The 24,499-nt window shown below is 71.3% G+C and carries 26 protein-coding genes; 13 read left to right on the top strand and 13 right to left on the bottom strand.

The features are described 5' to 3' along the window. The first annotated feature begins 77 nt into the window (after nt 1–77). Nucleotides 78–1,196, top strand: coding sequence for a tetratricopeptide repeat protein (locus tag AB0K10_RS20370; protein WP_363685588.1), 1,119 nt, complete (start codon nt 78–80; stop codon nt 1,194–1,196). 4 nt (nt 1,197–1,200) lie between these two features. Here the strand turns inward: AB0K10_RS20370 and AB0K10_RS20375 are convergent, their stop codons facing one another. Next, nucleotides 1,201–3,999 carry a CHAT domain-containing protein gene (locus AB0K10_RS20375; RefSeq protein WP_363685589.1) on the bottom strand — a complete coding sequence of 933 codons (2,799 nt, stop codon included), beginning with the start codon at nt 3,997–3,999 and terminating at the stop codon, nt 1,201–1,203. Between the two features lie 72 nt (nt 4,000–4,071). On the opposite strand from AB0K10_RS20375, the gene AB0K10_RS20380 reads away from it, so the two are divergent. From AB0K10_RS20380 to AB0K10_RS20390, 3 genes are all read left to right on the top strand, one after another. After that, entirely contained in the window at nt 4,072–4,473 is a 402-nt protein-coding gene (locus AB0K10_RS20380; protein ID WP_363685591.1) for a hypothetical protein, read from the top strand. Next, the gene (locus AB0K10_RS20385) at nt 4,470–5,372 is read left to right on the top strand and encodes a hypothetical protein (RefSeq protein WP_363685593.1); all 903 of its coding nucleotides are present in this window, start codon (nt 4,470–4,472) and stop codon (nt 5,370–5,372) included. Before AB0K10_RS20380 ends, AB0K10_RS20385 begins: the two co-directional genes overlap by 4 nt. Nucleotides 5,373–5,461: 89 nt before the next feature. Continuing rightward, nucleotides 5,462–5,806 (top strand): GlsB/YeaQ/YmgE family stress response membrane protein, encoded by a 345-nt coding sequence (locus tag AB0K10_RS20390; protein ID WP_363685595.1) that lies wholly within the window; start codon nt 5,462–5,464, stop codon nt 5,804–5,806. Between the two features lie 93 nt (nt 5,807–5,899). On the opposite strand, the gene AB0K10_RS20395 is transcribed toward AB0K10_RS20390, so the two are convergent. The 4 genes from AB0K10_RS20395 to AB0K10_RS20410 form a co-directional block, all read right to left on the bottom strand. Beyond that, nucleotides 5,900–6,679 (bottom strand): alpha/beta hydrolase, encoded by a 780-nt coding sequence (locus tag AB0K10_RS20395; RefSeq protein WP_363685597.1) that lies wholly within the window; start codon nt 6,677–6,679, stop codon nt 5,900–5,902. A 477-nt stretch (nt 6,680–7,156) separates the two neighbouring features. After that, entirely contained in the window at nt 7,157–7,579 is a 423-nt protein-coding gene (locus AB0K10_RS20400) for a hypothetical protein (RefSeq protein WP_363685599.1), read from the bottom strand. Between the two features lie 11 nt (nt 7,580–7,590). Continuing rightward, on the bottom strand, nt 7,591–7,848 hold the full coding sequence (locus tag AB0K10_RS20405) for a hypothetical protein (RefSeq protein WP_363685601.1): 258 nt from the start codon (nt 7,846–7,848) through the stop codon (nt 7,591–7,593). Then, on the bottom strand, nt 7,848–8,225 hold the full coding sequence (locus AB0K10_RS20410) for a DUF2089 domain-containing protein (RefSeq protein ID WP_363685603.1): 378 nt from the start codon (nt 8,223–8,225) through the stop codon (nt 7,848–7,850). Before AB0K10_RS20410 ends, AB0K10_RS20405 begins: the two co-directional genes overlap by 1 nt. Before the next feature lie 333 nt (nt 8,226–8,558). On the opposite strand from AB0K10_RS20410, the gene AB0K10_RS20415 reads away from it, so the two are divergent. The 3 genes from AB0K10_RS20415 (at nt 8,559) to AB0K10_RS20425 (ending at nt 11,877) form a co-directional block, all read left to right on the top strand. Beyond that, entirely contained in the window at nt 8,559–9,143 is a 585-nt protein-coding gene (locus tag AB0K10_RS20415; RefSeq protein ID WP_363685605.1) for a helix-turn-helix domain-containing protein, read from the top strand. Then, complete coding sequence (locus AB0K10_RS20420; RefSeq protein WP_363685607.1) at nt 9,143–10,399, top strand: MFS transporter; 1,257 nt, start codon at nt 9,143–9,145, stop codon at nt 10,397–10,399. Before AB0K10_RS20415 ends, AB0K10_RS20420 begins: the two co-directional genes overlap by 1 nt. Nucleotides 10,400–10,857: 458 nt before the next feature. Next, nucleotides 10,858–11,877, top strand: coding sequence for a hypothetical protein (locus AB0K10_RS20425; RefSeq protein ID WP_363685609.1), 1,020 nt, complete (start codon nt 10,858–10,860; stop codon nt 11,875–11,877). 102 nt (nt 11,878–11,979) lie between these two features. Here AB0K10_RS20425 and AB0K10_RS20430 read toward each other — a convergent pair whose 3' ends face one another. Then, nucleotides 11,980–12,741 (bottom strand): SCO2525 family SAM-dependent methyltransferase, encoded by a 762-nt coding sequence (locus tag AB0K10_RS20430; protein WP_363685751.1) that lies wholly within the window; start codon nt 12,739–12,741, stop codon nt 11,980–11,982. Nucleotides 12,742–12,916: 175 nt separating this feature from the next. Between AB0K10_RS20430 and AB0K10_RS20435 the strand changes: the two genes are divergently transcribed. Then, nucleotides 12,917–13,813: an SCO2523 family variant P-loop protein gene (locus AB0K10_RS20435; protein WP_363685611.1), complete on the top strand. Its 897-nt coding sequence runs from the start codon at nt 12,917–12,919 to the stop codon at nt 13,811–13,813. Beyond that, nucleotides 13,810–14,778: an SCO2522 family protein gene (locus AB0K10_RS20440; RefSeq protein ID WP_363685613.1), complete on the top strand. Its 969-nt coding sequence runs from the start codon at nt 13,810–13,812 to the stop codon at nt 14,776–14,778. The genes AB0K10_RS20435 and AB0K10_RS20440 overlap by 4 nt, the downstream gene beginning before the upstream one ends. Here the strand turns inward: AB0K10_RS20440 and AB0K10_RS20445 are convergent. The 4 genes from AB0K10_RS20445 to AB0K10_RS20460 all read right to left on the bottom strand — a co-directional run bounded on the left by AB0K10_RS20445 (nt 14,757) and on the right by AB0K10_RS20460 (nt 18,578). Further along, nucleotides 14,757–15,701, bottom strand: a complete 945-nt coding sequence (locus tag AB0K10_RS20445) for an SCO2521 family protein (protein ID WP_363685615.1) — start codon at nt 15,699–15,701, stop codon at nt 14,757–14,759. The two genes, AB0K10_RS20440 and AB0K10_RS20445, sit on opposite strands and share 22 nt — an antisense overlap. Before the next feature lie 25 nt (nt 15,702–15,726). Beyond that, a complete protein-coding gene (locus AB0K10_RS20450; RefSeq protein WP_363685617.1) occupies nt 15,727–16,611 on the bottom strand; it encodes a S41 family peptidase in 885 nt (294 codons plus the stop codon). 82 nt (nt 16,612–16,693) lie between these two features. Further along, nucleotides 16,694–17,392: a DUF4396 domain-containing protein gene (locus AB0K10_RS20455; RefSeq protein WP_363685619.1), complete on the bottom strand. Its 699-nt coding sequence runs from the start codon at nt 17,390–17,392 to the stop codon at nt 16,694–16,696. Between the two features lie 94 nt (nt 17,393–17,486). Continuing rightward, a complete protein-coding gene (locus AB0K10_RS20460) occupies nt 17,487–18,578 on the bottom strand; it encodes a winged helix DNA-binding domain-containing protein (protein ID WP_363685621.1) in 1,092 nt (363 codons plus the stop codon). A 235-nt stretch (nt 18,579–18,813) separates the two neighbouring features. Here AB0K10_RS20460 and AB0K10_RS20465 point away from each other — a divergent pair, with 235 nt between their 5' ends. Then, nucleotides 18,814–19,194: a hypothetical protein gene (locus AB0K10_RS20465; RefSeq protein WP_363685623.1), complete on the top strand. Its 381-nt coding sequence runs from the start codon at nt 18,814–18,816 to the stop codon at nt 19,192–19,194. A gap of 13 nt (nt 19,195–19,207) precedes the next feature. Continuing rightward, complete coding sequence (locus AB0K10_RS20470) at nt 19,208–20,767, top strand: hypothetical protein (RefSeq protein ID WP_363685624.1); 1,560 nt, start codon at nt 19,208–19,210, stop codon at nt 20,765–20,767. Nucleotides 20,768–20,786: 19 nt separating this feature from the next. On the opposite strand, the gene AB0K10_RS20475 is transcribed toward AB0K10_RS20470, so the two are convergent. Further along, nucleotides 20,787–21,170, bottom strand: coding sequence for a hypothetical protein (locus AB0K10_RS20475; RefSeq protein ID WP_363685626.1), 384 nt, complete (start codon nt 21,168–21,170; stop codon nt 20,787–20,789). Nucleotides 21,171–21,324: 154 nt separating this feature from the next. Here AB0K10_RS20475 and AB0K10_RS20480 point away from each other — a divergent pair, with 154 nt between their 5' ends. After that, nucleotides 21,325–21,795 (top strand): hypothetical protein, encoded by a 471-nt coding sequence (locus tag AB0K10_RS20480; protein WP_363685628.1) that lies wholly within the window; start codon nt 21,325–21,327, stop codon nt 21,793–21,795. A 71-nt stretch (nt 21,796–21,866) separates the two neighbouring features. After that, nucleotides 21,867–22,310 (top strand): DUF5990 family protein, encoded by a 444-nt coding sequence (locus AB0K10_RS20485; RefSeq protein ID WP_363685630.1) that lies wholly within the window; start codon nt 21,867–21,869, stop codon nt 22,308–22,310. Between the two features lie 602 nt (nt 22,311–22,912). Here AB0K10_RS20485 and AB0K10_RS20490 read toward each other — a convergent pair. Further along, entirely contained in the window at nt 22,913–23,731 is an 819-nt protein-coding gene (locus tag AB0K10_RS20490; RefSeq protein ID WP_363685632.1) for an alpha/beta hydrolase, read from the bottom strand. Nucleotides 23,732–23,757: 26 nt separating this feature from the next. Next, nucleotides 23,758–24,423 carry a DUF4097 family beta strand repeat-containing protein gene (locus AB0K10_RS20495; RefSeq protein WP_363685634.1) on the bottom strand — a complete coding sequence of 222 codons (666 nt, stop codon included), beginning with the start codon at nt 24,421–24,423 and terminating at the stop codon, nt 23,758–23,760. Nucleotides 24,424–24,499: the final 76 nt, after the last annotated feature.

The raw sequence follows: 24,499 nt of genomic DNA on the forward strand, positions 1-24,499 counted from the left end.
ACCCGCTCAGCACCTGCCGTGACGGAATCCGTCAGGATCGATATCGTTGGGCGTCGACACCGCAGGGGGTGCGCGCGATGGGCAGATGGTTCAATCGCGGCCGTAAACGCGACGACGAGCCACCGCGCGAATCGGAGCCGTCCGGGCCAGTCCTCGAAATCACCGTCAGCGGGGGCGGTCGTCGCCCGAGCACCACGACGATCGGCGGTCCGACCGCCTACGGGTTGCAGTACCACGCCTACCACGAGCAGTACGGCGTGAGCGACCCGCGGACGTTGGAGGCGGGGACCCGCTACGCGCAGGAGTTGATGCGCAACCACGACGTCGCCGAGGCCGTGACCGTCTATCAGGAGATCGTCGGTTTGCGCAGCTCGGCGCTCGGGCCGGAGCATCCGGACACGATGCGCAGCCAGCACAGCCTGGCCTTCGCGCTCTGGCAGCGCGGCGGCCACGCCGAGGCCGAACGGGTGCAACGAGACGTCTACGAGGCGCGGCGTCGGGTGCTGGGCGACTCCGACGCCGAGACGTTGCGCAGCGGCAACAACCTCGGCTGGTTGCTGATCGAGCTGCGTCGGACGGACGAGGCCGAGCCGCTGCTGCGCACTGTCGCCGACGGCATGGCGCGGACGTTGGGCCGGGACAGCGCGGAAACCCTGGCCTGCCAGATGAAGCTGGCCGGGCTCCAGCACCTGCAGGGCCACAGCCAGCAGGCCGAGCGGGCCCTGCGCGACGTGGTCCGGCGGCTGACCCGGACGGTGGGCCCGACCAGCCCGGTGACGCTCCAGGCCCGCAGCAACCTGCTTGTCGTCCTGCTCGACAACGGCCGGGCGGCCGAGGCGGTCGAGGCCGCCCGGGCGCTCGCCGACGACGCCGGGCGCGCCCTCAGCACCACCGACGGGGTACGCCTGCACGCCCGACACTCCCTGGCCCGAGCCCTAGCTGGGGTGGACCGACGGGCCGAGGCGATCCGGTTGCTTGCCGACACGCTGCCGGACAGCGAACGGGGCCGAGGCGTCGACCATCCGGGGACCCTGGAGATGCGGACGCTGTTCGCCCAACTGTTAATCGAGGCCGGTGACCGGCGGGCGGGTCCGGAGGCGCGCGCCGCGCTGGCCGGCTGCGAACGCGTGCACGGGCCGGGTCACCCCGACACGGAGAGGGCCCGGGCGCTGGTCCGGCTCGTCGACGGGCGTTGAAAGGTCAGCCGCCGGTGTGGATGTGCGCCGCCCACAGCGTCGGCGCCAGCGGATAGCGGTCCCGCAGCCCGCGCACCGCCGAGTGCAGGGCGTACGCCGCCGACCCGGTCGCGTCGCCGTGCGCGTAGAAGGCGGTGGTCAGGGCCAGGGAGATCGCGTCGTCGACCTCCCACAGGGTGCCGATGACATGCCGGAACCCGGCGAGCTGGAAAGCCCCGGTGATGTGCAGCGCCTCGTCGACAAGGGTCGGCGGGGCCTGGGCGGTCGCGCAGGCCGACAGGAAGACGAACTCCGCGTCCAGGTCGAGCCGGGACAGGTCGGCCACGGTGAGCGGGCTGGCCTGGTGGTCGTGCACGAGCAGCCGGCCCTGCGCCGGGTCGTGCGGATCGGCCACCGCGTGGCACGCGAAGTGCGCGTACGCCGAGTCGGCCAACCGGTCCAGGACCTGTTCCCGGGTGGCCGCCGCGTCCAGCCCGACCCACGCTCCGGGCAGCGCCCGCGCCGCCGACGCGGCCTCACGTTCGGCGCTGGGCAGCGCCCCCGGGCCGCCCGGGGTGGCGCGCATCGCCACGACGCACGACCGGGCGTCCGGCCGGGACTGGCGCGCTCCGGTGCGTTTGCGGGCGAGCGCGGTCACCGTCGGGGTGTAGGAGGAGACCACCCGGTCGAGCGCCGACCGGCCGGCGCCGGCCTGCGCGGCGTGCAGGGGAAAGAAGGCCAGCGGACCGACCGGGCACCACCAGACGCGCGGCAGCTCGCCGGCCGCCCCGGGCGCGTCGACCCGGTCCAGCACCGGCCCGACCAGGACAGACCACAACCATTCGAGTACGCCGCTGAGCGCCGACTGGGCGCGCAGCCTGCTCCGGGCGTCCGCCGCCGGGTCGTACGCCGTGGTGGTGGCCTCCTGGAGCAGCCGCAGCTGCGTCATCGCGTCGGTGAGCGACAGATCCGGCAGCGGCAGCACCGTCACGCGATGCCCCCGCAGGATGAGCGCGTCGCAGCGCAACTCGCTCGCGATCGGCACGACCACCGTGCCGTCGACCTGGTCGAGGAGCTGTCGGGCGCTGGGCGCCCGCAGGAAATCGCCCAGACCGGGCAGCTTGCGGATCGTCGCCAGCAGCACGGCCCACTCGGTCTCCCGGTCCCGGCCGAAGGTGGTGGGCCGCGACGTTTCGGGGGCGGGCGCTTCGAAGTCCTGGCGCATCCGCTGGAAGTCCGCCGCCAGACGCCCGTCGACGCGTTGCAGCGCCGCCCACTCGCCGTCCGCCGTCAACCGCTGGTGCAGCAGCAGGCCCCGGCCACGCTCCAGCAGCTCCAGGGCACGCTCCGGCTGCCCCGCGCCGATGGCGCACGATGCGGCGGTCGCCGCCAGCCCCGCCGTCGAGCCGAGATCGGCGTACTGGTCGTGTCGGGTACGCCCCCGCGACGCCAGCCGGGGCAGCAACGTGATGGCCTCGTCGAAGGCATCCGTCGCCTCCTCCCACCGGCCCAGCGCGGTAAGCGTGTAGGCCGCCTTGTCGAACGCCTGGATCCGGACCGGCACGGCCCCGGAGTCGATGCGCCCGGCGGCGCGCGCCCGCTCGGCGGCCTCGGTCAGCAGCGCCTTCTCACCGGTACGCAGGTAGGTCGCCCGCAACGCCTGGGCGATGGACAACCCGGTCTCGACACGGTGCGGATCGCGCTCGGGCAGGGCGTCCAGCGCCTGGCGCAGCAGGACGAGCGCCTCCTGGAGATAGGCGGGCTCCCCGGTGGCGTCGTAGAGCAGCCGCAGGCTGTAGCCCAACTGGTCCGAGTACAACGCGTGGTTGGGCTCCCCGCGTACGGACAGCGCGAGCGCCCGGCGCAGCAGACCGATCGCCGTCTCCAGGGCGGAGATGTCCCCGGTCAGCTGGTGCGTCTTCATGCCGACCGTGGAGAGGCTGGCGAGCGCCGTCCGATGGTGCGGATGCCGCTCTCCGACGGTGCTCAGCGCGGCGGCGAACTCCTCCCAGGCCTCGCGGAGCAGCTCGGCACGGCCGGTGCGGTCGACAAGGGTGAGTAACGTCTGCCCGGCCAGGAAACGCGCGTCGACGCTCTGCGGGTTGTGCTCCCGCAGCACCGCGACGGCCCGTTCGACATCTGCCGTGTGGGTAGTCCCGGACGCCCGAGTCAGCAGGCAGCGGGCGCGCAGCAGAACGATCTGCTCCTGGTTGGGCCCGGTGGCGTCCACCGAGGACACCAGCTCCAACGCCTCGTCGACGTAGTCCTCCACGCCGGTGAGCTGGTAGGCGCGCAACAGCGCCTCGGCGTGAATGCCCCGCAACGCGGGCAGATGCTCCGCGCTGATCCACTGCTCGGCCATCTTGGCGATGGCCGTGAGCCGGTAGAGCGTGTCGACCGAACCGTCGAAGTCGTGCCGGACCCGATGGACCTGGCAGGTCTTGAGCATCAGCACCGCGCTGTTGGCGAGGTCGGCCGAGGCGTCCTCGGCGAACCGCAGATACTGCTCCGCGATGTCCAGGAGCTGCGGCTCACTCTCGATGCGGGCTCGGGCCAGCAGCACATCCGTGTACGTGGCAAGCGCGCGCACACCGTGCGGCGTACCCAGATCCGCAGCCAGGAAGGAGTCGGCCATCGTGCGGATCGCGGCCTCCAGCACGACGGTGGCCTCGATCAGGTCCTGCCGCGCCTGGCCCGCGTGGTAGCGGTCGAGCAGCGCGGCCCCCAGCTCCACCTGGGCCTCGGCCCACCGCCTGTCGCCGCGCGGCCGGCCGGCCGCGGCACGACGCCAGTGGTCCACGGCGTCCCTCGTGAAGCGACCCACCGGCGCACCTCCCCGTCGCGGTTGCCCCCAGCCTGCCAGCCGCGCGCCACATCGACAGGAGATAATCAGCCGATGAGTCAATCGGCGCCGGACAGGCAGCTCGACGACGACCGGGCCACCCGGCTGGCCCGGGTCTGCGCCGACATCGCGCAGGTGGCTGACCTGCTCGGCCCGGAACCGGCTCGGGCCCTGGCGCGGCTGCGCGACCGGTCGGTGTCCGATGAGGGCGTGGACGCGGTGCTCGCCGAGGTGACCGAGTTGATGCGCCTCGGCGGCCTGGTCGGCGGCGACACGACCGTCCGGGGAGACCGCTACCTGCCGCTGGCCGGCATCCACGGCCGCCGCCCGGAGGTGGTGCGGGTGTGCCCCGGTGACCTGTGCGACCGGGTGGAGATTCCCCGGCCGGACGCCGGGCCGCCGCCGCGCTGCGCGGTGTGGGACTGCCCGCTGCCGACCTTTCGGATGGACCGGTGAACGCGGTCATCGCCTCGCTCGGCGGCAAGCTGGCCGAGCGGTGGCTCTCCGGCCTGGCGCTGCCCGGTCTGGTGTTCGTGGCGATGGCTGCCGTGGCGGTGCGGCTCGGCCACGCCCACTGGTGGGACCTGCGGCTGCTGCGGCAGGAGGTGGACCGACTCGCCCTCGGGTCGCCGTCGCGAAGCACCGGGTCCGCGCTGCTGATCGTGCTCGGTGTCGTGCTGGGCAGCGTCGTCGCCGCGCTGGCCGCCCAGAGCCTGGAACGCCTGATCACGGCCCTGTGGACCCAGGACTGGGGCCGGGCCGGCGAGGCCCTGACCCGCCGGCGGCGACGCCAGTGGAACGCCGCCATGGACCGCTACGAAAACGCCCTGCGGGACAAGGCACGCCGGTTGCGGTCCGCCGACGACACCACCGGGCCGCTGCCGGACACCCAGGCGCTCGCCCGCGCCTGCGACCGGATCGCGCTGACCGAGCCGGACCGGCCGACGTGGATCGGCGACCGCATGCTCGCCACGGCCGTACGGGTGCGCGCCTGCTACGGCCTGGACCTGGCCGCCGCTTGGCCCCGACTGTGGCTGCTGCTGCCCGAGGAGACCAGAGCCCCGCTCGCCCTCGCGCAGGCCGACTTCGCCGCCGCCGCCCGACGGGTGGGCTGGGGCCTGCTGTATCTGGTGCTCGGCCTGCTGTGGTGGCCGGCGGTGGTCGTCGGCCTCGGCCTGTGCCTGGCGGGATGGCGACGGGGCCGCGGCACGGTGTCGGTGCTGGCGGACCTGGTGGAGGCGGTCGTCGACCTGCACGTCCGCACCCTCGGCGCGGCGCTCGGGCATCCCACCGACGGCACCTTCGGCACGGCCGACGGGGAGGCCGTGACAGTCCTGCTGCGCAAGGACCGGTGATCCCCGGGGGTCGGTGTCGGCCAGGGCGGGTTTCCGGGACCGTGCGAATCGGGCATGTACCTCGGCACTGCTGGAGGGGAGAGACGGCAATGCTGGTAACCGGTTATCTCGGCGCGGTGCTCATCGGTGCGCTCGTCGGCCTGCTCGGCCGACTCATCCTGCCGGGCAGGCAGCGGATCGGCCTCTTCGCCACGTTCGTCATCGGCGTCGGCTCGGCGGTGCTGGGCACCGTGGTCGCCAGGGCGCTGCATGTCGACGACGGCGCCGGCGCGCGAGTGTGGGTGCTGCGCTGGGACTGGGTAGTGCTCGCGATCCAGGTCGGCCTCGCGATCATCGTCGTGGCGCTGGCGAACATGCTCACCTTCACCCGGCTTGCCGGCGGCGACGACAACACCCCCCGTCGGCGGGCCCGTCGCAGCCAGGCCAAGGGCTGACGAGCCGGGGATGCATTCCGAACCGGATCCCTCACCGGGAGCGAACCTCTACATCGAACTGTCGGTCGCCACGCCCGACACGGAGATCTGTCTCTAGAGGGCGCCTCGCCAACCCGTCCGGTCGAGGAGGAACACCGCCGTGGTGTCGATGACGTCGTCGAAGTGCGTGCTGTTGCCGGGGTAGTGGAATCCGTGTTCGGCGTGTTCGTACTCAAGGAGCGTGCACTCGTTGCCGGAGCGGACCATCGCGTCCCGAAACTGCCGCACCGAGCCGAGCGGCTCGACCTCGTCGCGGGTGCCGTGGTGGATCTGCGTCGGCGGATTCCCCGGCCGCACCAGCTCGATCAGCGAATAGTCGATGAGTCTGCCTGCGGCGACACCGATCTGCTTCTCGAGGCGACGTTGCGCCTCGGGCTCCATGGCGCGCAGGTGTAGCCCCGCCGGATTGAGGGCCACAAGGGCCGCGAGCTGCGGTGTCGTGGTGGACTCCGGGGTCAGCGCCGTGAGAAGCGCGAGGTGAGCGCCCGCCGAGCTGCCGCCCGAGGCTAGCTGCGGCGTTGCGAGCCCACGCGACGCCGCCAGCCGGCCGAACTGCTCGACCGCGCGTCGCACGTCCGCGAGGCAGTCGTCGATGCTGGCAGCGCCACGGCCGAACAGCCGGTACCCGGCCGACACCGCGAGAATTCCCCGCGACGCCAGTGCCCGGCAGTGCGGGACGAGCCCGTCGGGCGATCCGCCGCGCAGGGCACCGCCGTGGAAGAGGACGACGCCGGCGCGCGGCGGGGTGTCGTCGCCCGGCTCGAAGACCAGCAGGGGCAGCTCACTGCCGTCGGCAGCCCGATAGCGCGTCGAGAATTCCCGGCAGGCCCTCATGACGGCATCCGATCATCGGCCGCGTACGTCGGCAAGTCGGTCCGGACGCTTCGTCATGCCCGATCTGTCGCAGCCGACAGGGGTTACAGGGCCGTGGCCGGCCCGGGAGAGGCCCGTCGCGGCCGAACGGCGCTGCCCAGTCCACGCCGCAGGTGAAGGCCTGGTTGTTCGAGGTCGTTCGGGTGCGTCAGGGGGTGGTTTTCCGTTACGGCGGCTCAGCTTTCCAACCGCCGATCGAGATCGCCTGGCTGACCCGGCAACCATCCTCGGAGACGGCATCGCCTCAGCATGTCCGCCATGGGCGAAGGAACACGTGGACGGCGCGGAGGGACCACCCGTCCGAGTGGTCCCTCCGCTGGTCTGCTAGTGAGTGGCTAAGCTTCAGGTTGGCAGTTCACCTGTGCTCTGCTGCGGCAAGCGCAGACCTCGGGAGGGTGTTCCCGCACCCTCTCGAGGGGCCGTCCCATCAGACGGCGCCTACTCGCAGAAGACCCGCACGGTGGCATCGGGTGAATCCACCTCCACGGTCATCTCGTCGAGGTGCTCCACGAGCGCCTCCAACTGCTCGGGCTTGAGCTGCGTCAGGTCGATCGGCATGCCCGAGTCGCTGAGTGACGCGTTGGCCTTGACCAGGGCCTGCGGCGGGACCAGCGCCGCCAGCCGTACGCCGGCCCGCAGCAGTTGCAGTGGCACCCGGACGTTGACCCGCGAGGGCTCGCCGTTGTCGGTGGCGTCCACCACCACCCGCAGGTACTTCACCTTGCCCTTCGGCCGGGCGTCGAGACCTGCCGCCGCCGGTGCCTGATCCCGTTCGAGTGCGGCGATGAGCTGCTCCGCCTCCTCCGCGGTGATCTTGCCGGCGGCCAGCATGTCGAGGATGTCCTTGCGCTGTTCGGTCATTCGAACCTCTCCTATCGGATGGCCACGAGCACGGCCGTGCGGCCCTGCTCGATGTCGAAGCGGGCGCCGGGCAGCGCGGCGATGACGCGCCAACCGGCGCCGAGCGCCCGCACCGCACCGATGCGGAACATCAGGCAGGCCACGATCGCCGCCAGCACGACCAGGACCACGACCGGGAAGAGCAGGAGCGCCACCGGGAGCACCGGAACCCAGAAGCGGATGGGTCGGCGGTCCGGGCGGTTGACCCTGACGGTCACCAGTTGCGGCATCACGGCCGGCCTTCCAGCTCGGCCAGCGCCTGCTGGGCGGTGATCTCACCGCGGCGCAACCGGTCGATGATGTCGGCCCGCGACGGCGCCGGGTCGGTCTCGACGAAGTCGAGCATCTGCGTGATCCGATTGAGCCGTGACTTGATCGTCGGGTAGCTCACCCCGAAGATGCGTTCCATCTCCTTGATCGAACCGTGGCAGCGCACGAACGCCGTGACGAAAACCTGATCCTCGACGCTGAGCTGAGCCAGTTGGGGTGGCTCGAACTCGCCCTCGATCGCGACGCCGTTGCTCGTCAGGCGCACCCGCTCGACGACGAAGGGCTGCCCTCGCGTCAGGCTGGTGAGTTCCTGCCAGTCCATCGCCTGCTCTGTCATGCCTAAAGTTGTATCTTAAGAATGTTGAGATTCAAAGAGTATGAACTTAACTTTCTTGAGATTCAGCTCCCGCTGGCGAAGATGAGTGGCGGGGTGCGGCGGGCGGGAGGGGTGAGCTGGCACGTGATCCACTCGCCTTCATGGAAGTCGGGGTGTCCCGGCTCGGCGGACCCCCCGCCTTCAGGGAACCCGAGTTGATCTCTCGTCGCCGATCAGGAGCACGGGACCGCGGTGGCCAGGGAGAGGTCCCGTCTCGTTTGATGCGAAAGACTTCTTGCGTAAATCCGCTCCCAGGACGTATAACCGAAAGGAGTCTTTCACTAGGGAGTGCTGATGGAGCGGAACGAGCCGGAACGTCGGGTGCGCGTCCAGGACGCGACAAAGCTGCGGGCGCTCGCGCACCCGTTGCGCCTGCGGCTGCTGCGCTACCTGCTGGCCGGCGGCCCGAGAACCGCCGCGCAGTGCGCCGAGGCCCTGGACGACACCGGCTCGAACTGCAGCTACCACCTGCGTCAACTGGCCCGCCACGGCCTCATCGAACGGGCCCCCGCCGAGGGCGCCAACCGGCGTGACCGACCGTGGCGCGCCGCCGCCACCGGGCTCGAACTCGTCCCGGATCCCGATGACGCCGAGGGGCAGCAGATCATCGATGCGCTGACCGCCCTGGAGCTCGACGAGGGGTTCCGATCGTTGCAGCGCTACCAACATCAGCAGCACAAACTGGCCGACGAGTGGCGGGAGAGCGCCACGTTCCACAGCTACACGCTCTCGCTCACTCCGGAGGAGTTGCGACACCTCACGCTGACCCTGGACGCCGTCATCCGGCCGTACCTGCGCCCCTTGCGAAACGCGCCCCCGAGCGATGCCCGGCCGGTCAGCCTCAACCTTCAGGCGTACGCCACACCGGAGTTCATCTGATGGTGACGCTGCTGCGACACCGCGGATTCGCCCTGATCTGGGCTGCCGGGCTCTTCTCCAGCGTGGCGAGCTGGCTGCTGCTCACCGGGCTGCCGATCTACGTGTTCGGGGTGACCGGTTCGGCGCTCACCACCTCCGCCGTCTTTCTCGTCGAGCTGCTGTGCGGCATCACGCTGGGATCGTTCGCCGGCGCTCTCGCCGATCGTTACGACCGGTTCCGGCTGATGAGCGGCGTCGCCGTGCTCCAGGCCACGGTGGTGATCCCGCTGCTCGGCCAACCCGACCACCACCTGTGGGTCGTCTCCCTTGTCGCCGGGGCCCAGGCGGTACTGACGCAGACGTTCGACTCCGCCCGCAACGCCGTGCTGCCACGCCTCGTCGAGCCCGCCCACCTGGTGCGCGCCAACAGCGTGATAGCGCTCAACATGAGCGTGGGCCGGCTCATCGGAGGCTCGCTCGGCGGGTTCGCGATCACCCGCGACGGAACCCGCTATCTGGCCGTCGGCGCCACCGTGGCCTTCGTGATCACGGCAGCCCTGATCTCCGCCGGCCGCCGCGCCGCCCACCACGCAGTCGCGGAGTCGACGACCCCGGACCGTACGTCTTCGTTCCTCACCGCCTGGCGACACGGCCTCACGGCGATGCTGCGCAACCGCTCGGTACGCATGACGATCGTGAGTGTGGCACTGGGCGGCATCGCACAGGGCCTGTTCGTGGTGCTCTTCGTGGTCTTCGTCAGCCGCGCGCTGCACGCCGACGGCACCCTCACCGGTGTGCTGCGGGGCGTCCAGGCGATTGGAGGGGTGGCGGGTGGGCTCATCGTCGGCATGCTGGGCGCCCGGCTCAGCCCCCGACTGCTGATGAGCCTCGGGGCGACCACCTTCGCCCTGATCAGCCTGGTCATCTGGAACGGACCGGCGGTCACCCGTCAACCGGAGTGGTACGTCGGGTTGTTCATCCTGGTCGGTGCGCCTGGCGTCGCGTACGCCAGCGGAGCGTTCGCGCAGATCCAGCAGAGCGTGCCCGACACCGAGCTGGGCCGGGCCTTCGGCGTCTACTACGCGATCTTCAACGCGTCGCAGGGGCTGGGCATGGCGGGCGCCGGTCTGCTCGGCGACGTGCTCAGCGTCGTACTCGTGCTCAACGTGCAGGCCCTGCTGTACCTGGCCGCCGGCGCGGTCGCCTACGTAGGCCTGCGTGACGTCCGGCGGCAGCGCGCCGCCGTGCGGGAGCGCGCCACCGTAGACGTCGGGTAGAGAGCACAAGCGCGGCTGAGGTTCGATACGCAGAACCGCGACCCTGTCGCCGATCCGAACGATTTCCGAGCTCATGACAGCGGCTGGTCGCACGGGAATGGGCGGGACAGGCCTTCTGCGCTGCCGAAGCGTGTCGCATCCTCGCCCGAATCTGTCGGAAGTCTTACTCGGACCGATCGATCGAGGTGGCGGTGGTGCGGTTGGCGGGCGACCTATAACAGGCGCATTCGCCGACATAATCACGTCTCGGCGATTTGGCCGGCACGGTGGCGTTGATCACTGGTCCTGCGCTGGTGAAGCCGCTCGTCGCAACTCGATCAAGCGACCGACGGCCGGAAACGGCCGTCCGAGAATGTGGAGATCGATTCTCCGGACCTGCGGTGAGGGATGAACGTGGGGACGACTGCTCGCCAAGCGAGTGCTTGCCCTCCCTCAAGTAATGCGCTGCAATTTGGGGTATGGCGGCGGACGAGCAGGGACGACGGGGCTCTCGGGCGGGCGTTGGCACCCCGAGCGAGGAGGCCGTGACCGTGGTTGCCGCGCCGTCCAGCGTGACACGCAAGATGGCCGTCACCGCCGCGACGGGTGCTGCCACCTTTCTGATCACCAATGCGTTGAAGCAGCCGGTGACGACGAGCATTACTCTGTCCATTCTCATCGGCGGAATCACGCTACTGGTGCGTTTTCTCGTGGACTTCGAGCAGCGGCTGGCCGTCGTGGAGGCCTCCTCACGCAGTGGCCAGGTGCGCATGGAGAGGCTGGTCGGGGACGCGTTCGCGAAGATCAATGACGCGACCCGATTGTTTGGGTCGATCGAGGCGTCGGCCGTGCAGACCGACCTGGTGACTCAGTTCGTGCAGCACTCGACCGAGATCAGCCCCGATTCGCCTCCGCTGATCTACAATTTCGTGCGTACTCAGATCCGCGACATGTCCGACTTCATCAAGGAGATGGCCGAGGGCGGCGACGTCACCTATTACGGCGAGGACCGGGACTGGCTGCTGGGGCTGACCCGGCACGTGTGCGAGTCGATCGACGCGATCAGCCTCGCCTCGGTGGACGGGGGGCTGTGGCGCAGCGAGTTCGGCCAGCGCTATCTGGATGCGCAACGGCAGGCGGTCGAGGAGAACGAGGCCCGCATCCGGCGGATCTTCATCGTGGACGACCGCAGGGACCTGGCGCATCCCGACATGCAGCGCGCCTGCCGGCAGCAGGAGGAGTTCGGCATTCAGGTGCGGGTGCTCGACCGGGAACGGACCCCGCCGGTGCTGCGGCCGCAGGTCGTCGACTTCATCGTCTTCGACGGGGTGCTGTCCTACGAGACCACCCCGGCGTCCTCGCTGGTCAACGACGCCATGCCGGTCATCGCGGAGACGCGCCTGGTGCTGCGCACGCCCCGGGTGATGGAACGCGTGCAGGTCTTCCGTGCGCTGTGGGCCGCGGCCTACCCCATCGACGAGGAAGAACGGCCGCAATAGGTGCAGGCGGTCGGCGGCGAAACTCTCGACCGACGGCCGCGCCTCCGGCGGCACGGTGATGGCGTTCGCGCCGCGTGCGCTCCCGGGGCTCCGGAAGGGGCGCTAGCTCTTTGTCGAGGCGCCCCGTGAATGCCCGAGCGCGAGGACCATGCCGACGTTCGGGCGCAACGGGTGCTCGGAGTCGATCGGGACCACCTTGACGTCGGTGGCCAGCGGCTGCAGCGTCTGCTCGACGATCACCGCGTCGACCGGAACTGCCGGGAAGCGCACGCCATCGACGTCGTAACCGTCGGAGCCGGTCATGAAGGCCGTCGCGAACGGCGCGTCGGGCCGCAGAGCACGGGTGAAGCAGCGTACGGCCCGGTCGAACTCGTCACGGTCGGCCGACAGGGAGCAAGCCACGAAGAACATGGTGCCGATGTCCCATCGCTGCTGTGGCAGGTCGAAGATGCTGCCCTGCGTGACCGTGGCTTTGGCCCGGAACTCCGCGAGCGGGCGACGGCCGCGCATCGCCGCGGCGTAGCGGTCCCGCTCCGCGTAGAGCTGCCAGAACTCGTCCCACCCGTGATCGAAGCGCCGCCATCGACTCTGCCGGGACCGCAGCCACCGGACGTTGGCCGGCGAGTGTTCGACGAGGTCGACGTGTTCGCAGAGAGGCATCATGGCGAAGGCGGGATAGAGGTTGGCGCCGGCACCCACGTCGAGGCCGCGGGCGGGATGCGAGGGCAGGTTCGCCGTGGCGAAGAAGTCTCTGGTGGCACGGACGATCTGAAGGTCGTCGGGACGCACCGAACGGTAGTTGTGCGCGTGATAGGCGCGTGGCTGGAACGTGTTCCAGTCGACGTCGTTGTTGCGGGTCGGCATTGGCTGCACCTCGTACACCTCGGCCTCCAGGGCGCCGGTCCGCTCCAGACAACCACGACCCGGCGCAGTCGTAGCCCGAAGGCCGCGGACTTCGTGCAATTCGCGGGAGCAGACATTTACCACTGTCATTGGGACTGTGTGGCCGGGTTAGCCTGTGCCGGGGAAGGGGGTGGCTGTGTTCATCTTCGCAACCTCCGGCAAGGGCGGGGCCGGCCGCTCGGTGGTCGGCGCCAACGTGGCCTATCGCAGCGCCCTGACCGGGCGGGACACGTGCTACCTCGATTTCAGCTTCGCGTCGCCGACTGCCGGCACTGTCTTCGCCGTGTCCGCTGTCGCGGGCGGCACGTCGCGTGGGGGGACGCAGTCGTACCTGCTCGCCGAGACCAGTGCACCCGACCGCGTCGACGTGTGGGCCGGATCGGATCACCCGGCCCTGCGCCGTCGACCGCCGGGCGCCGGTCAGCTCGTCCTGTTCCCCGGTGACCGCAACGGCTCGGAATTCGTCACCACGCCCACGATCGACGAGCGGTGCGCCAAACTGCTCCTGCATCTGGCGGAGGAGTTCCAGGTCGTGATCGTCGATCTGAGTGCAGGCCGCTCCTTCGCCGTCGACATGGCCCTGGCCGCCACGGCGATGCCGGTAGTCCGGAAGGTCCCATCGCGGTGGCTCGTGTTCCACAAGTGGACCCGCGACCATGTGACGGCGGCCGCCGGCCTTGTCCACGACGATCGCGGCCTGCTCAAGGTGGCTCGCCAGCGCGGCCACGACGCCGAGGCCTTCGAGGAGGGTCTGCACTTCGTACGGACCGGGGTGATCGATCCGTACGCCGAGGGGGCGACGCTCGGCCAGGTGCAGACGGAGTTCCTGCGGGCCTGTGACCGTGATCTGACAAGGCTCGCCGGCGGCATGGGAGCCGATCGGACGACTGTGCCGTTCGATGCGCTGCTGCACGGGCGTGAGCAGCTGATCTGCGACGACGACCAGCACGAGCAGAAGATCGCCGGAGCCGGCACGGTCGCCTCCTTCGAGCGGCTCCTGACGATCGTGGTCGAGGGCGAGGAGGCCGGATGATGGGTGTGGAGGTCACGTTCGCCGAGGCGACGGCCGGGCGGCGTACGGAATCCGTTCCGCTCTCGCACCTGTCCGTTGAGGTGGGTCATCTCTACGCGGAAGGTTTCGTGCCCGGCGACGGCGAGATGCTGCGGCATCTCGCTCGGAGCGAGCCGTGGCTCCGGGCGGCAGGCGAATCCTGCCGCCGCCGGTTGCCACCCCGTGTCCGACCCCGCGTGAGCACCTGCATCCTCGTCGACGACTACGCGAACGAGATCCCGCCGCCGGACGAGGTGATCAAGCAGCTGAACGTCGCCTGCGAGCAGACGGGAGTCGTCATCGACTACCTCGCTCGCGAATCTGCGTGCGCCGAGGCGGACGGGGTCAGGCTCGCCCGGCTCGTCGCCGACCGCCTGGTGCCCGACCCGGCTTCCCGGGTCACCGGTGCCGGCTCGCTCACCACCGAATCAGGCTGGCTCTGCAACGGACGGCGCTCTCCGGACGAGATCCGGCCAGCCATGCGCCCGCCCGTGCCCTGGGCGCCGCCCGTGGAGAGCACCGCCCCCCGGCACAGCATCTTCGTCGACGTCGAGCTGTGGTCGCAGGACGCCGGAGTGCCGACGTGGTCGTGCGCCCTGTTGGCCTCGGTCTGGCAGTTGGTGCGGCTTGGGCTGCTCCGCCGTCACGGCGCCGTGGTGGCCCGTCCGCAGCGGTTCGATCCGGCCGCGACGCTGCCGCCCGACTGGACCACGATGCCACCGGTTCTGCAGCTCAACCCCGACGCCGAGGCGTTCACCGCCTATCAGACGTGCTCGGTGCTCCGCTCGCCGTTGCTGCCGGTGGAGCACGCGGTGCGGACCATCCTGAGCCAGATCGCCGTGGACACTGGCCTCCTGAACGAACTGCGGCACCGGAGCGCGGCGGAGGACATCGAGCTGCCGCAGCGGATCGTTGATCGGATCGCCTACATCTTCGTCAACGACTGAACGGCGGTGGCAGCGGCGAGCTGGTCGCGGATCCACTGCACGCAGGCCGTCCACTGGCGGGTGAGGCCCGCCTGCCGGTCCAGCTCCTGCGCCAGGGCACTCATCGAACCAGGCACTCGGGCGCCGGGCATCCACAGGCGCGTGAGGTGTTCGACGAGCAGGTTGAGCCGCCGGACCCGGACCGGCGTTGGCCACGAGGTGGCGGCGAGGTCGTCCACCACCGATGACACAGTGGTCACCAGCCAGTCGTGCAGCGCCAGGTCCTCGCAGAGGAGTCGGGCGGCGGCCAGGTCATGCCGGCTCAGCGTCACCTCGAGGGTGCGCGCCTGTCCGGCCCCGACCGTGAAGCTCGCCCGGTCGTCCACCGATGACCGGTCGTCCACCATGATCGACCAGCGCAGGGTCGTACGCGGAGCCCGCAGCGGTGGCCGCCGGTCCAGCAGGTCGCCACGCTGCACCCGGTCGAGCAGCTGCATGGCCACGGCGTCCAGGTCGAGGCTCGTGTGCGGGACCTCGGGGCGGCCAGCGCCGCCACGCAGGTACCCGTCGACCACGGCGGGCGCGCTCACCTTGCCGATCGCGTCCAGCTGCCCGGGCCGGCCGAGGTAGATCTGCCACGGCAGGCGAGTGCTGATCGCGGCCCGTTGCAGCCGGGTATCCACCGAGGACTGCGCGATGCGGCCACCGGTGACGCTCACCCGGCCGATGACCGTGCCGACGACCCGTACGCGACGTCCGGTGCTGCTGGGCGCGTCACAGTCGACGCCGGTGAGCATCTCGGGTGAGGTCGTGCAGGCCATCGGGCGGCGGACCGACACCACGGCGGCGCCCTCGACGAGGTCGAGCAGTTCGGCCGCACGGTCGAGCGGCAGCGCACCGGAATGCTGCACAATACCGGTGTGGACCGCGCCGAGGGCCAGCATGTGTCCATTGTGCCGCCTGATCCGGCTAGGCGCCCGCGATGGCCTTGAGTGCCGTGTCGAGCGCTTGGTCCGCCGGGACGGGCACGTCGGGCACCACTCCGACGCCCTCCCAGTTGGTGCCGGTGACGCTGTTGATGGTCCGGGCGGTCGGCACGGTCACGAGGATGTGTTCGGTGACGGGGTGGCGGGCCGTCGGATGCGCGCCGCCACGCGTCGTCTCACCGACGACGACAGCACGGCCGTGCGCCTGCAGGGTGTACGCCACGTCCTCGCCCCCGGAGAACGTCATCGCGCTGGTGAGCACATGGACCGGACGCTCCGCGTAGCGCGGCGCGGGAAGGTGCGCGGTCGTCCAGAACTGGCGCGTGGCGCCGGTGGACCGCTCGTAGAAGTCGTTGAGGTGCACCTGGTCGTCGCGGAAGAAGTAGCTGCACCACATCGCGGCGCCCTCCGGTGTTCCGCCGGAGCAGGCGCGCAGGTCCAGGATGAGCGCGGAGCTGAGGGCGACGAGCTGCATGGCCGCGCCGATCGCGGCGGCGCCGTCGTCGGCGTACGCGATGCGCCGCACGTCGACGAGCCCGACGTTCCCGTCCAGGTGCTCGACGCGGCGGATCCCCTGGTTCTCCGCGCGCAGCAGCGCGCGGAACGCGGCCTGCCCCCCGTCCTCGTCCGCCGGATCCAGTGACTGCGGCCGGTCCGACCACAGCAGCCGCAGATGCCTGTCCGGGCAGGCCTGCTGGAGGTGAACGGTCACCGTCTCGCAGAGCGCCGGCCCGTCCAGGTCGTCGTAGTCGCCCGCCGCGAGATGGCGCCGGATCGCGGCGTCGATGTCCGCGACCCGGTCCGGAAAGACGTACCCTGCCTCGATCCGGTCCAGGGCCTGTCCGATGATCTTTTCGTTGGGGAGCACGGCGGGCACGCTAGACCGCCAACGGCCTCCTGGCCACCGAATTTCACCCAGCCGCCACGATCCACTCGCCGTCGGGTCGCGGTCAGTCGTGGGAGAGGCGCCGTTCGATTCTCAGCCCCCGACCGAGCTGCCAGGAGGCGGTGGGCCACGCCGCGACGAAGCCGGCGATCAGCCCCAACTGGCCGGCGAACCAGAAGATCGGGCTGTCGGGTCGCAGGGGTGGCTCCGGAAAGACCACGCGGTGCGCGAGCGTCAGCCACCCGAACAGCGCCAGCTCGAACGCGGTGATGGTCAGCAGTTCGACCCGGGCGACCGTGGACAGCGCGTGCCAGACCTTCGTGCCGCTGCGACCGGGCGCGCCGACGTACCGGAAGAGCACCGCTATCACCACCGCCGCCAGGTAGTCCCCGGCGTAGTCGACCCACAGGGTCTCGTGGGCCGGGTCGGATCTCATCAGGTACAGGACCACCTCGGCGACGACGAAACCGAGGGCGCAGTGGGCGCCGCAGCGCGACACCTGGGTGACGACGATGCCCCGGTGCGGACTGCGGGGCTGGTCCTCGCGCCGCCGGCGGGAGAACGCCTCGGGCCTACCCCAGTTCCAGTAGAGGCGCACGGCCGCCGGGCCGATGTAGAGGACTGTCACCAACCAGACGATCTCCATGACCCGGACCGGCTGACGGTGCCCGCGAAGGTAAGTGTCGGTGATGACGATCGCGCAGCTGACGACGCCGACCGAGAGGGAGACCCAGGCCAGCACCAGGAGCCAGGTCGGTTGCATCCTCGCCCCTCTCCGCGCGTCGGGCGTCGGCGCGTTCCGCAGTCGAGTGCCGAGGGGTCTCCGCAGTCTCTCAGCCCGTTCGACGCGCGGGGACCTAACTGCCGAAGTCGACGCCGGTGAGGGAGACGGCGCGGTGGGCGGCAAGACGTTCGGCCTGTGCGGTGACGGCCGCGCGCGCGGTACGCGACAGCGGCTGCCAGGGCTGGACCGCGACCGTGAACGTCCTGCCGGACTTACGTGGACGCCAGGTGCCGACGAGGTCACCGTCGACCAGGACGGCGCCGGGGCGACCCAGCACCGGCCACAGCTCCTTGGCGCGGGCGGCGGCCGGCACCAGGGTCGCCCGGTCCTTGGCCTGGAGGAACAGATCGAACGGGCCGAGGAGGTGGGTGCCCACGGCGTCGGCCGAGTCCAGCGCCTCCGCGTCGGCGGCCAGCAGCGAGCGCGCCTCCCCGTCGACAGTCACCTCGATCACGTCGTCGGGCCAGCGGGCCTTCACGTCCTTGACCGGGGCGTCGAGATAGTCGGCCACGTGTTTCGGGGTGGCCGGGCCGAGCAGGCGAAGGTAGGCGCGGACGAGGTCGAAGCGGTCGCCCGCGCTGGCCGCCCTGCGGAACCCGGTGATGCGTCGCAGGACCGGTGGTGACGTGTCGAGCTCCAACTCCAGCCCCGCGCGCACGGCGGCGAGCCGGAACGGCATCTCGTAGATGTGTGTGGCGTCGCACGGCCGGCAGAACCGCTGATACGGCTCGGGCAGCATCGCGGCCAAGCGGCCGGACACGTCACCCTTGACCGTCGGCCTGGTGACGATGGCCCGCATGCGGGTTGCCACCTCGTCCAGGGCCGCGAGGTTGGCGATGCCGGCCGCCTTCAACGGCTTGGCGGCGTCGTAGATGCGCTTGCCCGCGTCGGCATCGGAGAACGGTTCGAGCGCTGCCACCACGCGCCCCACGTCGGCCCGCCGGTAGAGGTGCGGGGCGCCGCGCACCGTCCACAGCAGGACCACGTGCTCGTCGGACAACGCGGTCACGTCGACCCCGCGCGCGGCCAACGCCCACCGGGCGCCGTCGGGGCCGGTGTTCTGCACACCGATGGCCAGGACGGCGGTGTCGGCGAGCGTGCCCTCAGCCCTGTCGAGCTGCTGGGCCCGGACACGGAAGCGCAGCACCTGACGACTGTCAACCATGCCTGCACCCTAGGGCCTCCCGCGGCGGTGGCTGTTCCGGTCGCGCCATCGCCGCGATGGTGACCTCACCGGGCCTGTCGTCATCCGGACACCAGGTGGCGTGCCCGCCCGCCACCTGCGTGGACGATCGCCGCCGCACCCACCACCCGGCGCGGGGCGTCGGCGTGGGTGCCCACGCGCGGTGTCCGGATGGTGCAATAGGGGCACGTTGCTGGCGTCGCTGACGGAGGTGCTCGTGGACGGTGTGGAACTGCTTCTCTCCGCGCTGGCGCTCGGTGTGTCGACTGGCGTCACCGACGCGACCAGCGTCGCGGTCCGCGACGCCGCCGAGAGCTTCCGCAGCCTGGTCCGCCGCCGGCTGACGGGCGACGGCCAGGAGGCGCTGCGGTCGTTGGAGGCCGAGGGCACCGAATCGGACGTCTGGCAGATACGCCTCGCCGACGAACTCACCCGAGCGGGCGTCGACCGGGACGAGCAGATCCTCCGCCTCGCGCGGGACCTGTTGGCGCGCGCCGAGGCGCCCGCTGCCCGCACCGAGATCGGGCCGGTCGACGCGCGCGGGGCACAGGGCGTCCAGTTCGGCAGCGCCAGCATCCAGCACATCACCTTCAACTGAGGCAGCCGGGCGGATGGGCGACAGCGGGCAGCCGGAGGACAACCGGTCGCGCGGCATCGACGCCCGCCACGCCCGGGGCGTGCAGTTCGGCGACAACAGCCTCCAATACATCAACTTCGGCCCGATCGTGCGATCGGCGTACCTGGCGGAGGTGCAGCGGATCACCCCGGCCGAGCTGCTCGACCGGGATGCCGAGCTGGCGCGGCTCGCGGCCTTCTGCACGGCTGACGGGCCGGGCGCGTACCAGCGGTGGGAGGCCGAGCCGGGCGCCGGGATGACCGCGCTGCTGTCCTGGTTCGTGCTCCACCCGCCCCCGGGCGTACGGGTCGTGTCGTTCTTCGCCATCGCCCGCCGCGCCGAACAGGACACCCGCGACGCGTTCGTCGACGTGGTGCTGGAGCAGTTGGTCGAGCTGACCGACGGGTCCATGCCGGGTCATCTCACCAGGGCCACTGGGGAGGCGCACCTGTTGAGCCGGTACACCGAGGCCGCCCGGGCATGCGAACAGCGGGGCGAACGGTTGGTGCTCGTGGTCGACGGCCTCGACGCCCGGCGCAACGCCTCGGGTGTCGCGACGCTCCTGCCCGACCGACTGGTCGGTGAGATGCGGGTGGTGCTCGGCACCGACCTCGGGTGGCGGGTCCCGGCCGACCTGCCACCGCGGCACCCGCTGCGGGAACGCACCCGCCCCCACCCGCTGCCGCCGTTCGTCGGCCCCGCCGAGAGGGCCCGGCGAAAGGCGGAGGCCGCCCGGCGGAAAGCGGACGCCGCCCGACGGGCCGACGAGCGGACCCGACGCGAGGCGGAGGCCGCCCGACGCGTCGAAGAGCAGGCGCGACGGAAGGCGGAGGCCGCGCGGCTAGCTGAGGAGCAGGCGCGACGGGACGCGGAGGCCGCCCGGCGGCAAGCCGATGAGTCGGCCCGGCGGGAGGCGGAGCGCGAGCGGGCGGCCGCCGAGAAACGCCGCAACGTACAGCGGCAGATCGACGCGTTGCAGGCCGCCGAGGCGCAGCGGGTCAGCCTGGCCGCTCGGGCGGCAGCCGTGGGTCGGGCGCTGACGTTCGTCGTCGGGTGGACGGGCCTCTTTGTCCTTCTCACCTGGCTGGCCCTGGGCTGGACCCATCCGGGGGTCGCGGGCATCCTGAGCGCCCAGCTCGTGGCGGGCGGGCTCGCCGCCGCGATCGTGCTCGTCCCGGCCGCGTTCCGGCTCGGCGGGGCGTACGCGCCGGCGCCGGCCTCGCCCGCCGCCTGGATCGACCGATCCCGGTACGGCCTGCTGCTGCAGTTGATCGCCTTCCCGGTGCTCGTCGTCGTGGGCGGAGCTATGGCGAGCGACTACCTCGACTTCCGCGACCACCGGCAATTGGAGCGTTCCCTCGGCATCGCCGGGGCCCTGCCCTCGTTCGACGAGGTGGTGGCCGCGTTCTTCCTGCTGCTCGTCGCGGGCGGCTGCGTCTGGGCCGGCTGGTGCCTCGCCGCGAGGTCCGTCCGGCCCTGGGAAGAACGGCACCGGGAGCAGCAACGCGCGTACCGGGAAGCCGTCGGCGGCCGCGGCACCCGCCCGCGCCGCTGACGGCGACCCGGACCGTCCGTCAGGTCGTCCGCGCTCCGCGTCGGGCCAGTACGTCGCGGATGGCGAAGACGACGAGCGACAGCGGCACGAAGACCCACAGCTGAAGGACGGTGTAGCGGCGGAGCTCCCGGTCCGTGTCGGCGCCGGTCAACTCGGCGTCGAGGGCGCCGCGCCGCGTCAGCATGATGGCGTACGCGGACAGCGGAGCGTAGTTGAGGCCCGCCCCGACGAGCCACAGGCCGAACACCCGGGCGCCGAGGTCGTCGGAGGACGCCAACAGCCAACTGCCCCACGCCACCATGGCGACCACACCGACGAGGAACTCGGCCAGGATGATCCGCCGTCGGCGGGTGGTGCCCCGGCTGCCGTACATGTCGATGGCCGCCAGACGACGAACGTTCATGAGGCGATGATGCCACCGGCGAGCAACCTCCGGAGTCGGCCGATTCCGCTCAGGCGACCCGGCCCTGAACCGGGCCGCGGGTCGGGGCACGGCCGTGGTGCCGCGCGCGGATCACCCGAAGATGGTCCGGTGGGCGCCGGACTACAGTTCGAGGGTGATCAGTGCACCACGGGAGGCGCAGGCGCGGGTCGGTCCAGTCGGCGCGTTGCTCTTCCGACTGGTGTTCCTGGCCATCTGCCTGCCCGGCCCGATCCTGCTCGCCGTCGCCGTGACGCCGGCGCCACCGCGGTCGTCCGCCGAGTTCTGGGGCCTTCTCGCCGGCGGCATCCTCGCGACGATCATCGGAGTCGGCTTCGGCGTCCTCGGGTTGCGGCTGGTCACCCGTTCACGCCGCGACGCCCGTCGGCTGTCCAGCGGCGGTGTCGCGGCGACGGCGGAGATTCTCGCGGTGACGAACCAGCCGGGCGGCGAGGAGCCCGCACTGGAACTGCGCCTGCGGATCAGCGGACCCGGATTCGCTACGTTCGAGGCGGAATCGATCCGACCGGTCGATCCGGCTCTCGTGCCGGGCGCGGCGCTGGCTGCCGTCGTGCATCCGGCTGACCGCCTTTTTACGATCGTCTAGCGGCCACCCGGGGATGGGTGCGCCATCCGTCGGCGCAGCAGGCGGTCGACGTGGGAGAAACCGGAGGCGCCGTGCGCGTTCGAATCGAGGGCAGCGACCTCCCGGGTCGGCGCGGTGGCGCGGGCGCCGACGCGCTGCGGCTCGGCAACGTGCACGTAGGGGTCCAGCGCAAAACCGAGGTGATCGATCGCGTGCCGGCCGACGCGATCACCGCCACCTGGACCGTCGAGGTGTCCAGCCGGGAGGTCGACGGGATGCTGGACGTCGGAGGGCCGTTCGTGCACGGCCGTCCCGGAGCGCGGTTTCTGTACCTGAGCTGGGGCACGGTGACCGAGGACAGGTTCGCGATGTTCCGACGAGCGAAGCTGATGTTCACCGACGTCCCGACCGCGCTGCTGCGCGCCGCACACGACGACGGCGGGCTCCTGGTCGGCAGACTGGGGCTGACGGACGCGACCGGGGAGCCGGTGTGCGCCCGGGTCCAGCCTCCCGCCATCACCTGGACGGTGGAGTAACAGGCGGTCGCGGCAGCTGGCACCGGCCCGCGCGCAGCCCCCTGTCACGGCGAAGGGGTGCTGGCCGGCGGCGAGGCCAGCAGAGGGGCGGGACAGGTGGGGACGTGCCACGAGTTGGCGGGGCGGCCGTGGCGGTGACGGTGTGGCGACGGCTGCACGATGCGGCTGCGGCTGCGGCTGCGGCTGCGGCTGCGGCAGTGCGGTGCGGTGCGGCTGGGGGTGGTCTGGCAGCGGCTGAGGGGGTGGATGGCTCCTATGGAGCTGATGTCGTGAACGAATCAACGCGCTTTCCGGCCGTCGACTGTGGTCGCGACCCGTGCCACGCCCCGTGCGGCCGGTGATGTCGCAAACGAATCAGCTCCAAAGGACGCGACCGACACCTCGCCCACCGGGCGTGACCCGGCCCCGACCGCCAGGGTCGCCTCTGGCCGTCCGGGTCGTCTCTGGCCGTCCGGTGGTCGTGGCCGTCCGGGCCGTCCCTGGCCGCCGGGCCGTCCCTGGCCGCCGGATCGTCGCGGCTGTCCCGGCGGCGCCTGCCGTCCCGGCTGCCCGGTCGCCGAGGCGACGGGGGAGCCGGGACCGGGTGAGCGGCGGCGTGGTCGTCAGCGTTTCGTGGGGTCGAGGGCCGCGACCTCGCGTACGGCTGTGGCGACGGCCGCGAAGTCCTTCTTGAGGATGGCGCCATGGTTGCTGGTGACCTTCGCGCCGACGCGGATGTTCGGGTTGCGGGCGGTCACCGCGTCCAGGCTGGTGCGGATGCGTTCCTGCTCGTCGCCCTTGCTGCCGAAGGACGTCCCCGACGCGACCACGTACCGCACCGGGACGGTGATGGCGTCCAGCACCGGACCCAGCTCGCGCTCGCTGGAGAGTCGCCCCAGCTCGATGTTGCTCTCCGCCTGCTCGTCGGCGTTCATACGCGGCGCCAGGCCCGTCGGGCGCAGCAGCGGCAGGAACCAGCGCATCCGCCGGAACAGCTTGCGAATGCGCTGCTCCATGGCCTCGTCCAGCCAGTCGTAGGGGAAGGCGCCGTCGACCAGCACCGCGCCGATGGCGCGGTGTGGGTTGCGGTGGGCCCAGTGCGCGCCGACGACCGCCCCGTAGGACCAGCCCACGAGCACCGCACGGTCCACGCCCCGGGCGGCGAGGACGGCGTCGACGTCCCGGACGGCCGCCTCGAACGAATAGTCCGCCGAGCGTCCCGACTTTCTGCCCCGGGCTCGTTCGTCGTAGGTGATGTGCCGCCACCCGGCGCCCAGGTCGGCGATCACGTGCCGCCAGTATCCCTGCGTGGCGAACTGGCCGTTGAGGAAGACCACCGGGATGCCGGGACCGCCGGTGTCGGTGACGGCCAGGGCCGTGTCGTCGACCGGCACCATGCCGGTCCACGTCGAGCTGGTCGAGGAGGGGTTGTTCGTCGTCATTGTCGTACTCCTGAGGGGTTGGGGGTTCAGAGGCTGCGGGCGGTGATGTCGCCGCGCGCGGTGGTGGCATGGATGTCGAGGTCGGCGTTGCCGGTGTTGGTGAGGGCGTTGCGGACGCGGCCGTGACCGGTGCCGGCGTCCAGGGCGGCCGAGACGCCGGCGGCGGCGGCGACCGAGATGTCTCCGGACTGGGTACGCAGCACGACCGTGCCGCGCCAGGCCTCGGCGACGTGGATGTCGCCCCGCGTCGTGCTGATCTCGGCCGGGCCGTTGAGCCGACCGACCTCGACGTCGCCGTCGATCGCGGTGAGGCGCACGCTCGCGGCCTCGTCGATTTTGATGTGGCGGTACGCGCCGTCGACGGTGACGTCGCCGAGGCGTCCGACGCCGCGCAGTTCGGCGCTGGCGGCCCGAACCTCGACGCGGGAGTCGGCGGGCAGTCGCACGGTCACCTCCACCGAGCCCGAGGGGCCCACGAGCCGGTTGGTGGCAGGCGCGGCCGTGACGCGCAGAACGCCGTCGGCGTACGCGATGGTGGTCCTCTCCGCGGCCCGGGTGTCGCGGTCCCGGCCGGGATCGGTGGGCCGGACCTCGACCGTGGTGTCCGCGCGGTCGGCGGCGATGACCTGGACGCGACCGGCGGGGAGGTCCAGGACGGCGGAGATGGGGGCGGGGGTCGGAAAGCTCTGCATGGTGTGCTCCGGTGCTCGTTCGGCTTTTCTGATACACGAAACGCTACGTTGCTTTCCAGTAACCGGCAACAACCTC

This window comes from Micromonospora sp. NPDC049274 (genome assembly GCF_040678875.1).
In the GTDB taxonomy this organism is placed as follows: Bacteria; Actinomycetota; Actinomycetes; order Mycobacteriales; family Micromonosporaceae; genus Micromonospora.